The sequence below is a fragment of the Sanguibacter massiliensis genome (genome assembly GCF_900240335.1).
GTDB lineage: Bacteria > Actinomycetota > Actinomycetes > Actinomycetales > Cellulomonadaceae > Flavimobilis > Flavimobilis massiliensis.
On record NZ_LT964979.1, the window covers coordinates 1,755,471 to 1,769,088 of the forward strand.

11 protein-coding genes and 1 pseudogene are annotated in these 13,618 nt (G+C 73.6%); 7 read left to right on the top strand and 5 right to left on the bottom strand.

The genetic code is table 11. From position 1 onward, the window contains the following. Positions 1-367 precede the first annotated feature (367 nt). Together C1729_RS08195 and C1729_RS08200 are read right to left on the bottom strand one after the other, a co-directional pair. Entirely contained in the window at positions 368-1,645 is a 1,278-nt protein-coding gene (locus C1729_RS08195; RefSeq protein WP_102509510.1) for a hypothetical protein, read from the bottom strand. Further along, positions 1,642-2,970, bottom strand: a complete 1,329-nt coding sequence (locus C1729_RS08200; RefSeq protein WP_129590702.1) for a hypothetical protein — start codon at positions 2,968-2,970, stop codon at positions 1,642-1,644. The genes C1729_RS08195 and C1729_RS08200 overlap by 4 nt, the downstream gene beginning before the upstream one ends. A 140-nt stretch (positions 2,971-3,110) precedes the next feature. Here C1729_RS08200 and C1729_RS08205 point away from each other — a divergent pair. The 4 genes and pseudogenes from C1729_RS08205 to surE form a co-directional block, all read left to right on the top strand. Beyond that, a pseudogene (locus C1729_RS08205) lies at positions 3,111-3,518 on the top strand (aldehyde dehydrogenase family protein); the annotation flags it as partial. Between the two features lie 166 nt (positions 3,519-3,684). Next, a complete protein-coding gene (locus C1729_RS08210; protein ID WP_102509512.1) occupies positions 3,685-4,092 on the top strand; it encodes a DUF779 domain-containing protein in 408 nt (135 codons plus the stop codon). Between the two features lie 36 nt (positions 4,093-4,128). After that, positions 4,129-5,061, top strand: coding sequence for a 1-phosphofructokinase family hexose kinase (locus tag C1729_RS08215; RefSeq protein ID WP_102509513.1), 933 nt, complete (start codon positions 4,129-4,131; stop codon positions 5,059-5,061). Positions 5,062-5,135: 74 nt separating this feature from the next. Continuing rightward, positions 5,136-5,969 (top strand): 5'/3'-nucleotidase SurE, encoded by an 834-nt coding sequence (surE, locus tag C1729_RS08220; protein WP_102509514.1) that lies wholly within the window; start codon positions 5,136-5,138, stop codon positions 5,967-5,969. A 21-nt stretch (positions 5,970-5,990) separates the two neighbouring features. Here the strand turns inward: surE and C1729_RS08225 are convergent, their stop codons facing one another. Then, positions 5,991-7,196, bottom strand: a complete 1,206-nt coding sequence (locus tag C1729_RS08225; RefSeq protein ID WP_129590703.1) for a hypothetical protein — start codon at positions 7,194-7,196, stop codon at positions 5,991-5,993. 64 nt (positions 7,197-7,260) lie between these two features. Further along, the gene (gene trpS, locus C1729_RS08230) at positions 7,261-8,322 is read right to left on the bottom strand and encodes a tryptophan--tRNA ligase (RefSeq protein WP_102509516.1); all 1,062 of its coding nucleotides are present in this window, start codon (positions 8,320-8,322) and stop codon (positions 7,261-7,263) included. Positions 8,323-8,504: 182 nt separating this feature from the next. Between trpS and C1729_RS08235 the strand changes: the two genes are divergently transcribed. The 3 genes from C1729_RS08235 (at position 8,505) to C1729_RS08245 (ending at position 13,197) form a co-directional block, all read left to right on the top strand. Next, positions 8,505-10,319, top strand: coding sequence for a bifunctional 3'-5' exonuclease/DNA polymerase (locus C1729_RS08235; protein WP_102509517.1), 1,815 nt, complete (start codon positions 8,505-8,507; stop codon positions 10,317-10,319). A 111-nt stretch (positions 10,320-10,430) separates the two neighbouring features. Next, positions 10,431-12,704 (top strand): SpoIIE family protein phosphatase, encoded by a 2,274-nt coding sequence (locus tag C1729_RS08240; RefSeq protein ID WP_242493761.1) that lies wholly within the window; start codon positions 10,431-10,433, stop codon positions 12,702-12,704. A gap of 76 nt (positions 12,705-12,780) precedes the next feature. Then, a complete protein-coding gene (locus tag C1729_RS08245) occupies positions 12,781-13,197 on the top strand; it encodes an STAS domain-containing protein (protein WP_102509518.1) in 417 nt (138 codons plus the stop codon). Between the two features lie 51 nt (positions 13,198-13,248). On the opposite strand, the gene C1729_RS08250 is transcribed toward C1729_RS08245, so the two are convergent. Continuing rightward, positions 13,249-13,581: a cupin domain-containing protein gene (locus C1729_RS08250; protein ID WP_102509519.1), complete on the bottom strand. Its 333-nt coding sequence runs from the start codon at positions 13,579-13,581 to the stop codon at positions 13,249-13,251. Positions 13,582-13,618: the final 37 nt, after the last annotated feature.

A 13,618-nucleotide genomic window follows, 5' to 3' on the forward strand; every position in this document is an offset into this window, starting at 1 on the left:
CACGCCCCTACCGCCTGCCCGCCCCGCTCGACCTCGACGCGCACCGCGTCCTCGCGTTCCTCGAGCGCGGCGCGCACCGCGTCGCGCTCGCCGCCTACCCCGGCCCGCTCCTGCCCTCGTCGACCGCGCCCGGCGTCGTCGAGCTCCGCGGGCTCGTCCGTGAGCGCCTCCGGGAGTCGCTCCTCACCGACGCCTCCGTCGAGACGCTCCTCGACTTCGCGCGCACCCCCGACGGCAGCGACGACGTCGACGTGTGGCGGACCGCCCTGCGCCTCCTGCCGGCGCGATCCCCGCGCCGGGCGGGCGTCGTCCTCCACGTCGAGCGGCTCGAGACAGAGCTCGCCACAGGCACCTGAGAGGGCGCGGGTCAGTCCGCGAGGCGTGCGTCCGGCACCTCGACGACGACGCTGCGCGCCGCGAGCTTCTCGGCCCCGCGCTCACGCACCGCCCAGGCCACGTACGGCCCCCCGAGGAGCACCCGGTAGGCGGACTCCGGCACGACGATCCGCACGAGGTCGCCCCGGGCGATGTCGCGGACGTGGATGTCGGCCGGCGCGACGCCGGTCTCCGTCCCGAACCACTCGACAGGGTCGATGCCGGTCCACGCGACTCGCCCCCCAGCGACCGCCATGTCGCCGACCTCGTGCACCGCCCAGGCCGTGCGGGCCGCGACGTCGAGCACGACGAGCGTCCAGCCGAAACGGTCGAGAGCGTTGAGCTGCAGGACCACCGTGTCGTCGAACGCCCCGACGATCGACGCGCTCGGCGAGAGCCGTGCGACCGTCTCACGGGAGTTCCCGACCGCCCTCACGAGCTCGCCGTGCTCGACGACCGACAGCAACGGATCGGCCTCGTCGTCCCCCTCGATGCTCCAGAAACACTCGACGTCACCGCACCGCGCGGCGACGAGGTCACGTGTGCCGGACCCGGACCTCGCGCCGGTCGTCCGCACGTCGCCGTCCCAGGTCGTGAGCGTCCCGTCGTCGGCGAGGAGGCCGGTGCCCAGAACCCGTCGATCGCCCTGGTCGAGAACCTCGGCGCGGTGCGCCCCCGGCCGGAGCCTCACGAGCTCCGCGTCCGCCGACTCGGCCTCCCGGTAGCGGTACGCGACGACGCTGCCGTCGATCAGGGGCCACGCACCGTAGTACTGGCTGATGTCGTCGCCCGGGTCGACGTCGTGCGCGCCGTCCGGACCCTCGAACCTCAGCCGCGAGGTCCTCACCGAGGTGATCACGTCCTCTCCCGTCGTCACGGTGTCGGCGACGAGAAGCGTGCCGTCAGCGCTGAGCGCGACGAGATCGACTGCGGCACCGGCGTCCGCCTCGTGCCGGCTCACCGTCCGCACGTCGGCAAGGTCGAGGCGGCGGGCGGACCCTGTGTCGAGCGGGACGAGCTCGACGGGGCTGCCGTCCGGCCACATGATCGGCGAGGTGCCGTCCGTCACCGACGAGCCGTCCCCCGGGTCCTGCGGGCCCGGTCCGAGGTCGAGCGGCGGGTCGAGCCGGTCGACCGTCGGCGTGCTCGTCGGCGCCCCGGGCGTCGTCGGCCGGTCCGGCGATGACGGGGTGCACGCCGTGAGCGCGACGAGGAGCGCGGCCGTCGTCCCGGCCCACCAGGAGCGGGAGGCCCGTCGCCGGGCCCTCACGAGAGATCCGTCGCGAGCCGGGCGACGACGCCCGTGCGACCCACGGAACCGTCCGCGTTCGAGCGGCTCCAGGCGAGGGTGTCGCCCTCCGCCACGGGCCGCACGACACCCTCGCCGAGGATGATGCGGACGAGGTCGCCCGTCGCGAGGTCGAGCACGTGGAGGTCGCCCGTCCCGCTGAGCGCGCCGCCGTCGTCGGCCGACCACGAGGGCGAGGTGCCCCACACGACGCGGGAGCCCGCGAGCGCGACCGCCGGGGCGTCGACGAGGTAGCGCGCCCTGCCGTTCTCCGTGTCGACGAGCCACACGTGCGAGGAGAAGTCGCCCCCGTACACGTCGACGACGAGCCAGCGCTCGTAGGCTGCGACGACCCAGGCCATGCCCTCGAGCCTGAGGACGGGCGTCAGCGCACCGTCCTCGAGGTAGGACACGACCGTGCGGGGGCCGGCGCCCGTCGGATCGTCGACGGACGCCAGGCCGTCGCTCGCGTCCACCTCCGTGACCACGAGCGGGCACGTGTCGCGCTCGCACACGACCGGAAGGACGCTGCCCGAGGAGATGGCGGGCAGACCGAGGTCGCGCGTCGTGCCGTCCCACGAGAAGAACGTGCCGTCGCTGAGGACGGCACCGTTGTCGAGCATGCCGACGATGTCGCCGGGCACGTCGGTCTCGACGCCCCGAGCGCTGCCGGCCGGCGCCCGGTAGCGGTGCACGTACTCGACGGTGCTGGTCTCCCGCGTCTCCGAAGCGATCCACACGGCCGAGCCGTCGCGCGCAAGCAGGCCGAGGCTCACCTCCTCGGGATGCTTCGCCCCCGAGACGAGGACCCGATCGTGCCGACCGTCGACCACACGGACGACGGACGACACGACGGATCCTGGCACGACGCTGCCGTCGTCCCGGTACTCCGGTTCGCGATGCTCCGAGACGAGCGCGGCGCCGTCGGCACCGATGTCGAGGATGTTGAGCGAGCGGCCCTTCTCGGCCTTGATCTCGCGGAGGACGGTGAGGGCGCCCGGCGAGGCCCGCCGCGCCGTCCCGGTGTCGAGCGCGATGCCGTCGACCTCGCTGCCGTCGGCCCACCGGAGGACCGCCGCGGTGAGCAGGGGCTCGCTCGGGTCCACGTCCGGCGGAGGGTCGGGCTGCGGCATCGGCGAGGGTGCGGCCGAGGGCGTCGGCGACGACGTCGTCGTCGGGGGAGTCACGGGAGGCTTCGACGGCGTGCACGCGGCGAGCCCGGGCATCGCGAGGCTCAGCGCGAGCGCGGCGGCCCACGCGGCGCCGCCCCTGCGGGCGGCCCCGCCCCGACGTGCTTCGTGCTGCACCCTCGCCCCCTCCGTGCCGGCCACGTCACCGGCGACGAGTCGACCGTAGCGGACCGGCCGCGCGGCCGTCGACGGCGGTCACGCACCGTCGGCGACCTGCGGCGCAACGTCGTGCAACCTCCCGACACCTAGCGTGTGAGCGCATCGACCTCGGCGGCGACCTCTCGGGCGGCTACTACGTCGCGCCGACGATCTTCGAGGGCCGGAACTCGATGCGCATCTTCCAGGAGGAGATCTTCGGCCCCGTCGTCGCCGTGACGAGCTTCTCCGACTACGACGACGCGATCGCGCTCGCCAACGACACCCTCTACGGGCTCGGCGCGGGCGTGTGGACCCGCAACGGCACGCTCGCCTACCGCGCCGGACGCGCGATCCAGGCCGGGCGCGTGTGGGTGAACAACTACCACGCCTACCCCGCGGGGGCGGCGTTCGGAGGCTACAAGTCCTCGGGCATCGGCCGAGAGAACTCCAAGCTCGCTCTCTCGCACTACCAGCAGACGAAGAACCTCCTCGTGTCGTTCTCCGACGACGCGCTCGGCTTCTTCTAGATCGACCTCTGTCACCCACTCCGCCCTCCCCCACCGCGACTCGTAGGTCTGGAGCACCATCGAACGGTGCTGAGGCCCTACGAGTCGCGGGTTGGGTCGTGGCCCGGAACGGTTCACGCTCGAAGGCAGACCCACCCGGTTCAGCGCACGATGGAAAGGACACTCCATGCTCGACGCCGACGTGACGATCCCCGGCGAGACCCGCTCACGCGTCGCGCTCGCCGACGACTCCCTCGACCTCCTGCGCCGCCTCTGGGAGCAGCACGGGCCGCTGATGTTCCACCAGTCCGGCGGATGCTGCGACGGATCGAGCCCCATGTGCTTCCCCGCGGGCGAGCTCCTCACGACCGATCGCGACGTCCTCCTCGGCCGCTTCGACCTCGCCCCCGCGGGCGACGCGCCGCAGCCCCTCGAGTTCTGGATGTCGACCGAGCAGTTCGCCTACTGGTCGCACACCCACCTCACCGTCGACGTCGTCCCCGGCCGCGGCGCCGGCTTCTCCGTCGAGGCACCCGAGGGCGTGCGCTTCGTCATCCGCTCGCGCCTCATGGAGGACGCAGACCCCTTCGTATGACGCGCGCCCCACGCCCACCCGTGCCTAGGCTCTGGCATGGAAGCCACCGCGCCCCACGTCGTCGTCCTCGCACCCGAGCCGCTGCTTACGGTGACGATCGAAGTCTCGGCGGTGCTCGACGCCCCGGAGATCCACGTCCACGCAGGGGGCCAGGGCCTGTGGCTCGCCCGCATGGCGCGATCGCTCGGCGCCACCGTCACGGCGTGCGCGCCTGTCGGCGGGGAGACCGGCACGGTCGCGGCGCACCTCGCACGCGAGGAAGGCATCGACCTGCGGACGACGCCCGGCCCGCCGACGGGCGCGTACGTCCACGACCGGCGCGGCGGCGACCGCCTCGAAGTCGCACGGCAACCGTCGCGCACCCTCGACCGGCACAGCGTCGACGACCTCGCCGGAACGTTCCTCGTCGCGTCGCTCGACGCCGACGTGTGCGTCCTCACCGGCACGCAGGACCCGACGCTCGCACCCGATGTCCTCGGCAGGCTCGCGCGCGACCTGCGGGCCGCGGGCAGGACGGTCGTCGCGGACCTCTCCGGCCCGCAGGCCCGCGCGGTCGCATCCGTCGAGGGCGTCGTCCTCAAGATGAGCCACGAGGAGCTCGTCGACGGCGGGTTCGCCGCGGACGCGAGCCTCCCGGCGCTCAGGGCGGCCGCGCGCGAGCTCGTCGCCGCGGGGCTCCGGGCGCTCGTCGTCTCGCGGGCAGGGGAGCCCGCGCTCGTCGTCGCGGCCGACGACGCGTTCCTCACGACAACCCCTCCCATGACGACCGTCGACCATCGCGGCGCGGGCGACTCGATGACCGCAGGCATCGCCGTCGGTCTCGCCCGCGGCGAGTCGCTCTCCGAGGCGGTGCGGCTCGGGGCAGCGGCGGGCGCGCTCAACGTCACCCGTCACGGCCTCGGCACAGGCCGGCGCGAGCAGGTCGAGAGGTGGGCGAGCGAGATCCGCATCGACCCGCTCACGGACTGAGCCGGGTCCGTCACCCTGCAGGATCCCGCGGGCCGGGGCAGGGTAGAAGGACGACACAGCGAGGAGGCCCTATCGTGCGCACGCTCATCACGAACGACGACGGCATCGACTCGCCCGGGCTCACCGTGCTCGCGCGCGTCGCGCTCGAGGCAGGTCACGACGTCGTCGTCGCGGCGCCGCGCCGCGAGTCGTCGGGCGCGAGCGCGTCCCTCATGGGCGCGGAGGACGACGGGCGCCTCGTCGTCGAGCGCCGCACGCCGCCCGGGCTGCCGGACGGCGTCGACGCGTTCGGGGTCCGCGCGACGCCCGCGCTCATCACGATGGTCGCCGCACACGGCGGCTTCGGCGGCCCGCCCGATCTCGTGCTCTCGGGCGTCAACCGCGGCGCGAACACGGGGCACGCGACGCTGCACTCGGGGACGGTCGGTGCCGCGCACGCCGCGAGCACCCACGGGATCCTCGGCATGGCCGTGTCGCTCAACACCGCCGACCCGCAGCACTGGGACACCGCGGGGCACTTCACGGCCCGCATGCTCGCGTGGCTGCTCGAGCACCCCGATCCGAGCGGCGTCGTCAACCTCAACGTGCCCGACCGTCCGCTCGCCGACGTCCTCGGGCTGCGGCGGGCGCCACTCGCGAGCTTCGGCATGGTCCACGCACGCATCCGCGAGCTCGACCAGGGTCACCTCACGCTCACGTACACGGGTACGGACTCGTCGAGCGAGCCCCGCTCGGACGCGGGGCTGCTCTCGCGCGGGTGGGCGACGGTGTCGCTGCTGCGCGCGCCCGTCGCCGACGACGACGCTCCGCTGCCGTCCGACGCCCCGCGCCCCCTGCCCGAGGGCGGGCCCGTCGACGTCGTCGACGCGGGCGTCCTCACGGGGCAGGACCTGCCGGTCGACGACTGACCTCTCTGCGGCTGAGCGCCGTCAGCGGCGCGGCCAGCGCAGGACGTCGCCACCGTCGCCGTCCGCCCCCGCGCCGTCGTGCGACGTCAGGGCAACGAGGTCACCCGCGATCCCCACGACCGCCACGCGTGCACCGATGTCCAGCTGCTCGACGGTCCGCGCGCCGAGGTCGACGACGACAGCCCTGGTCGACGGGTGGTCCTGGTCGAGGACCCTTCCGTCGCTCATCGACTGTCCGTACAGCTCGCCGACGATGCGCATCGCCGTGCGGTCGACGATGTCGACACCCCAGAGCGCTGATCCGCCGTCGCTCCCGTCGTCGTGGACGAGCAGGAATCGCCCGTCCGAGCTGTCAACCCACGTCCCGGACGGACCGTGCAGAAGCGGCTGCCGCTTCCCGCCCTCGGTGAGGAGCACGATCTCGCAGGCCTGCGGGGAGCACCGTGTCTCGACGACGTCATCGCCCGCCACCGTGTGGGACACCTCGAGATCGGGGCCCGCAGGATCGCCCGAGACCTTGCCGTCCCACCCGATGACACGTCCGTCAGCGAGGACCGCGCCCCAGCGTGCAAGTGCCGCGATCCGCCCGTCCGCGGCCCACAGCTGGTGCACGAGACGTCCGCGCGACGAGCCCGTCGGGGCGAGGACGAGGCGCTGCCCGAAAAGCTCGACGTACGGCTCGACCCAGGCGACGCCCCCGTCGACCCACCGGGCCTGCGAGATCTGATCGCGCATGTCCGCGTCCGCGTCGTGCGGCGAGGTCAACGTCCGTTCGCGGCCCTCCGACACCTCACGCAGCGCACCCACCGAACCGCCGCCACCGCCCGTGAGCCCGGCGTCGCCCGCGACCGTGAGGAACGAACCGTCGGGTCGCAGGTCCTCGAGGTGGACGACCTTCCCGGGCTCGGCGGGGACGTCACGGACGTGCTCGACATCGCTGCCGAGCCGCACCCGACGCGCTTCGCCGAGGTCGAGCGACGGACCGTCGACGATCGTCCCGTCCGCCCAGGCGAGCACCCCGGCCGCGCCCGACGAACCGTCGGAAGGGGCCGCGGAGCGGGTCGGAGAACCCTCCGCGGGCGTGGTGCTCGCAGGTGCCTCCGACGCGGTCGGTGCCCCGACCGTCGTGGCCTGGCTGGTCTGCTGCGGGGCGCCCTCGTGCGATGTGCATCCGACGAGGACCGCGCAGACCAAGAGCCCCCGCACCGCTGCTGTCGACAGTCGCACCGCGCCCCCGCTCGTCGTCCCGTGCGGACGAACGTACCGCATCCTGAGCGCGGGTGGTCGGCCATCAGTAGTCGGTTCCCATGAGTCGTCGGACGTCGGCGAGCGTCGCGTCCGCGAGCTCGTTCGCGCGCTCGTTGCCGCGCCGCAGGACCTCGAGCACGTCGTCGCCCGCGGACGCGGCGGCGGCACGCCGCTCCCGGAGCGGCCGGAGGTGCTCGACGAGCGCCTCGGTGAGCTCGCGCTTGAGCGTACCCGCGCCGCCGCCGCCGATGCGTTCCGCCGCGAGCGCCGGGTCCTCTCCCGTCGCGAGCGTGAGGAGGTCGAGGAGGTTCGCAACCTCGGGTCGGCCCTGCGGGTCGTAGGTGATGTGCCGCTCGGCGTCGGTCTTCGCGCGCTTCACCCAGCGTGCCGTCTCGTCCTCGGTCGCCGAGAGCATGAGGGCGTTGCCGCGCGACTTGCTCATCTTCGTGCCATCCGTGCCGAGCACGGTCGGCGTCGGTGCGAGCAACGCGTCGGGCTCCGGGAAGTACGGGGCGTCGGGCGCGTAGCGCTGGTTGAAGCGGCGGGCGACGACGCGCGTCATCTCGAGGTGCGGCAGCTGGTCTTGCCCGACGGGCACGAGGTTGCCGTGGCAGAAGAGGATGTCCGCCGCCTGGTGGACCGGGTAGGTGAGCATGAGGCCGCTCATCGCGCGGCCGCCCGTCGCAGCCGTCTCCGCCTTAACCGTCGGGTTGCGGTCGAGCTCCGCGACCGAGACGAGCGAGAGGAACGGCAGCATGAGCTGGTTGAGCGCGGGCACCGCCGAGTGCGTGAAGATCGTCGCGCGCTCGACGTCGATGCCGACGGCGACATAGTCGAGGAGGATCTCCCGGACGGTCGCACGCAGGTCGCCGATGTCGTCGCGGTCGGTGATGACCTGGTAGTCCGCGAGGATGAGCATGAGCTCGACGCCCGCCTGCTGCAGCCGCACCCGGTTGGCGAGCGTGCCGACGTAGTGGCCGAGGTGCAGCGGGCCCGTGGGCCGCTCGCCCGTGAGGACGCGGAACCGGCCGAGGTTCTCGGCGATCTGCTGCTCGAGGCGGGCGCTGCGGGCGCGCGCGGCGTCGAGGGTGGTGGTCTCGGACACGGTGAATCTCCAGGGTTCTTGAGGGAGCGTCCCGTCGCCCCTCTCACCTGCCGAGGCTGCGCGGGGCAGCTCGGTGGACACGTCGGGTCACGGCTGCAGCTGCAGCCACCACCACGCGCGCGACGTCATGGGACGAGGGTACTCCTGCAGGCGATGTCGGTGGCTCGGCGGAGAATGGCGGCATGTACGTCGTCGTCGTCCCCGGACCGGGCGGTCGCACCGCGCTCACGACAGTGAGCGCGGACGGCCCGCCGCGCATCCTGCGCACGGTCGACGACGACGCGCTCGCCGCGAGCGTCATCGAGCTCGAGCGCACGCTCCACCCTCGCTGGACGTGGTCGGACCCCGAGCGCGTCTCCCCGCCGCTGCTCGCCGCGGGTGTGCGCGTCGACCGCTGCCACGACCTGCGCCTGTGCCGTGCGATCCTCCGGCACTCGCTGTGGACGGCGTCGTCGGTCCTCGCGCGCAGCGCCCCCGACGCGTGGGACGCACCGCGTCGTCCCGTCCCCGCGCCGGGCACGCCAGCGACAGCCGAGCCCCTCTTCGAGCTCGGCCGCGCCGCCCCGCCGCCCGACCCCGTGGTCGAGCTCCGCGCGCAGCTCATGGCCCTGCGCGCTGCCGGCCGCCACGCCGCACGCCTCGGCACGCTCCTCGCCGCCGAGTCCGTCGGCGCGCTCGTCGCCGCCGAGATGCACGCCGCCGGACTGCCGTGGCGCGCCGACGTCCACGACGAGATCCTCACGCGCGAGCTCGGCGCGCGCATGCCCGACGGCTACCGACCGGCCCGCATGGAGGCCAAGGCTGCCGAGGTGCGCGACGCGCTCGGCGTCGGTCCCGTCAATCCCGACTCGCCCGTCGACCTCCTCGGTGCCCTGCGCCGCGCCGGCCTGCCCGTCACCTCGACGTCGAAGTGGGAGCTCCAGGCCGTCGACCACCCCGTCGTCGCGCCTCTCCTCGAGTACAAGTCCATGTCCCGGCTCTTCACCGCGAACGGCTGGACGTGGCTCGACACGTGGGTGCACGAGGGTCGGTTCCGGCCCGTCTACGTCGTCGGCGGCGTCGTCACCGGACGCTGGGCGTCCGACGGTGGCGGGGCCCTCCAGCTCCCCCACGTCGTGCGGGACGCCGTGCAGGCCGACGACGGCTGGCGGCTCGTCGTCGCCGACGCCGCTCAGCTCGAGCCTCGCGTGCTCGCCGCGATGAGCGGTGACACGGCGATGGCCCGCGCGGGGCGCGCCGCCGACATGTACGAGGGCATCGTCGCGTCAGGTGCGGTCGTCGACCGGCAGCACGCGAAGTACGGGATGCTCGGCGCGATGTACGGCGGCACGCAGGGCGTCTCGGGGCAGGTGCTGCCGCAGCTGCGCCGTGCGTTCCCCGCCGCGATCGGTCTCGTCGAGCGCGCCGCCGCCGCGGGCGAGCGCGGCGAGCAGGTGATGACGTGGCTCGGACGGACGTCACCGCTGCCCGGGTCCGGCCCCGTGACACCCGGTGGCGGCGCGTGGGGGCGGTCGGGCCCCGTGCCCGCCGGCATGCAGGCCCGGCCGCCCGGTGAGGGCGCGGAGGAGGGGCCGTCGGACGAGCGTGCGGCGGAGCGCGCCGAACGCTCGTCGGCGTCCGCCGAGACCGCGCGTGCCCGCGCCTGGGGTCGCTTCACCCGGAATTTCGTTGTCCAGGGCACCGCCGCCGAGTGGGCGCTGTGCTGGATGGCGGTGCTCCGGCAGCGCCTCCACGCACTCGCGGTCGCGGACGCGCAGCCGCACGCGGCGGGCGACGGCGTCGGCGTGCCCGGCGCGACCGCCGGCCCTCACCTCGTGTTCTTCCTCCACGACGAGGTCGTCGTCCACACGCCCGAGCACCTCGCCGACGAGGTCGTGCGGATCGTCGAGGAGTCTGCGGTGGAGGCCGGACGCATCCTCTTCGGCCCGTCCGGCGACGACGGCGTCGAGTTCCGCCTCACCGCAACGTCCGTAACGAACTACGCAGACGCGAAGTAGGTGGACGAGCCCGCCGTCGGACCTGCACCAGGCCGCCACAACCCTCGTGACAACGTACGATCGAGTCGCTGCCACCTCCGTGCGGCACACCCCTTGAGTCTGGAGCGACCTGTGCGCAACGACGCGTCACCCTCCCTGCTCCCCACGACGACGACGCTCGACCCGGCGACGTGCGCGCTCGAGCCCATCCACGTCCCCGGCGCGATCCAGCCGCACGGCCTGCTCGTCGCCGTCGACGAAGCGACGCTCGTCATCGAGCACGTCTCCGAGAACATCACCGACATGTGGGGTCATGCGGTCGACGACCTCCTCGGCGTCCACCTCGCAGAGCTCATCGGCGCCGAGACCACAGCCCAGGTGCGCCACCACGTCGAGACGTTCGTCGAGCTGCGGGCCCGCAACCCGCTGCCGCTGCAGATCCCCACGTCCGACGGGCTCGTCGACGTCGACGCGGTCCTCCACCGACTGCCGTTGGGCACGCGAACCCTCCTCGTCATTGAGCTCGAGCCCACGACCGACCTCGCCGCCTCGACGTTCCCCGACCTCTACCAGACGGTCCGCCACGTCGCCGACATGCTCGCAGAGCTGCGCGACGTCGACGCGATGGCGGAGGTCGCGGTCGCCGAGGTGCGGGCGCTCACCGGTTTCGACCGGGTCATGGTCTACCGCTTCACCGAGAACTACGACGGCGAGGTCGTCGCCGAGTCCCGCGCCGCCGGCCTCGAGCCGTTCCTCGGCCTGCGCTACCCGGCGTCCGACATCCCCGCGCAGGCCCGCGCGCTCTACGAGAAGAGCCGCGTGCGGCTCATCACCGACGCCCGCTACACGCCCGCGCGCGTCCTGCCGGGCATCGACCGCGCGACGGGCGAGCCGCTCGACCTCACCCACGCCGGTCTCCGGTCCGTCTCCCCCACGCACCTCGAATACCTGCGGAACATGGGCGTCGCGGCATCGATGTCGGTGTCCCTCATGTCCGAGGGCCGGCTCTGGGGGCTCATCACGTGCCACCACACGTCAGGCCCGCGGCACCTGCCGTTCGGGGTGCGTTCCGCGGCCGAGTTCATCGGCACGACCCTCTCCGAACGTCTGAGCGCGCGCGCCGAGGAGACCGAGGTCCAGATCGCCCGCCGCACCGAGAGCACGCTCGTCCAACTGCTCATCGCGTCGCGCGACGCGGACCGCACGCTCGGCGAGACGCTCACGGGTCAGGCCGCGTCCGGCGTGACCCTTCTCGACCTCGTGCCGGCCGTCGGCGCCGTCGCTGTCGGGGACGGCCGCTGCGAGACGGTGGGCACGGTCCCCGACGATCTCGAGGCGCTGCGTGCCTGGGTGGAGGCCCCGGGACCGGAGGTCGTCTCGTCCGGGCGCCTCGCCGCCGACCACCCCGAGCTCGCCGCCGCACTTCCAGGCGTCGCCGGGATCCTCGCTGTCCGGCTCCCTGAGCAGCGGGCACTCGTGTGGCTGCGCGCCGAGGACGTCGAGGTCGTCACGTGGGCCGGCCGCCCGAACGAGCACCGCATCGTCGTCGACGGCGGGGTGCCTCGGATCGCGCCACGCACGTCGTTCGACCGCTGGACGGAGACGGTACGTGAGACGTCGGTGCCGTGGTCCGACCAGCAGGTGCAGGCCGTCACCGCCCTGCGCCGACGTCTTCTCGAGACTCTCCTGCTGCGTTCACGCTGGAATGTCCAGGCTGCGCGCGACGTGCAGCGCTCGCTCCTGCCCGCACGGCTGCCGCAGGTGCCGGGGTGGGCGCTCGAGGCCCGCTACCGCCCGTCCGCGGGAGGGGAGGTCGGCGGCGACTGGTACGACGCGCTCATCCTGCCCGACGGCAGGCTCGCGATCGTCGTCGGCGACGTCGCCGGGCACGGTCTCGCAGCCGCGGCCGCGATGGGCCAGCTCCGCAACGCACTGCGTGCCTACCTGCTGCGCGGCGACTCGCCGGCGGAGGCTGTCCGCTGGACGGACACGGTCGCGCAACGCACGATGGACTTCGGCATGGCGACCGTCGTCGTCGCCGCGGTCGACATCACGTCGGGGGAGGTCGAGCTCACGGTCGCGGGGCACCCGCGCCCGCTCACGCTCGCGGCCGACGGATCCGCGGATCTCCTCGACGCCGACGCCGACCGTCCCCTCGGCATCGGCACGGGCCACCCGCCGACGACGCGCGTGCGCGTCGAGCCGGGCGGTGCGCTCGTCCTCTACAGCGATGGGCTCGTCGACTCGCGCGAGACGAACCTGCGGGCAGGTCTTGCCCGGCTCGTTGAGGCGTTTGACGGGCACGACGCGATGGATCCCCGGACGGTCGACGTCGTGCTCGACCTGTGCCGGGACGACTCGAGCGTCGACGACGTCACGCTGCTCGTCCTCGCACGCGAGCCGTGACGGCCGGCGCGGCGGGACGGTGTCCTCTCGTCGTGCCGGGGCGGCCCAGGTGTGCGAGTCTGGGCAGGTGGACGACATGACAGAACTTCAGGGCCCGGCAGACGCTACGCCGGGGTCGTTGACGCACTCGGTTTCCGGCGGCCTGCTCCGGGTGGTGCTCGCTGGCGAGATCGACGCGGCACTGCGGGACGACGCGAGCGCGGTGCTCACGACGGTCATCACGTCCGACCTTCCGGTCGACGTCGACGCGAGCGGCGTGACGTTCATCGACTCCTCGGGCGTCGGGTTCGTCGTCCAGCTGTGCTTCGCGGTCGAGGAGCGGGCCGGGACGTTCCGGCTCGTCGACCCGCCTCAGGCCATGCGTGACGTCCTCGACATGCTCGGGCTCACCGAGCGGCTCCGCGTCGTCTCGTCGGACGAGAGGACCGACGACGAAGGTTCGCTCGTCGAGCCGCCCACTGACGCGCACCGGGACGTCCCCGCAGCCGTCTGAGCCTGCACGCACCGGCTCCGCGCGCCGGGACCCGGTGCGACACCGAGAAGGTCAGGGTGCCTTCGCGACCGTGAGGACGAACGCCGTGTCCTCGAGAGCCTCGACCGCGTGCCGCGCTTGCGGCACCTCGAGGAGCGAGCCCTCCGTGCCCTCCCATGCGACGTCGCCCGAGCGCAGGACGAGCCTCCCGACGAGGACGTGAACCGTCGCTTCGCCGGGGTTGTCGTGGTCGGCGAGCGTCGAGCCCGCGCGCAGCGCGACGACCGTCTGGCGCAGGATCTTCTCGTGACCGCCGACGACGGTCCGGGCGGCGCGCCCTGCCGACGCGACGCGCGCGTCGACGAGTAGCTCACGGGCGAGGGCGACGAGCGAGTGCTTCTCCATGCCCCCACCCTCACGCGAGTGCCGCGGCCCGGCAAGC

Excerpts from the sequence above, each read along its gene's own strand:
- C1729_RS08210 (WP_102509512.1), top strand. The coding sequence starts at position 3,685 with ATGCTCGACGCCGACGTGACGATCCCCGGCGAGACCCGCTCACGCGTC.
- C1729_RS08215 (WP_102509513.1), top strand. The coding sequence starts at position 4,129 with ATGGAAGCCACCGCGCCCCACGTCGTCGTCCTCGCACCCGAGCCGCTG.
- C1729_RS08235 (WP_102509517.1), top strand. The coding sequence starts at position 8,505 with ATGTACGTCGTCGTCGTCCCCGGACCGGGCGGTCGCACCGCGCTCACG.
- C1729_RS08245 (WP_102509518.1), top strand. The coding sequence starts at position 12,781 with ATGACAGAACTTCAGGGCCCGGCAGACGCTACGCCGGGGTCGTTGACG.
- C1729_RS08250 (WP_102509519.1), bottom strand. The coding sequence starts at position 13,581 with ATGGAGAAGCACTCGCTCGTCGCCCTCGCCCGTGAGCTACTCGTCGAC.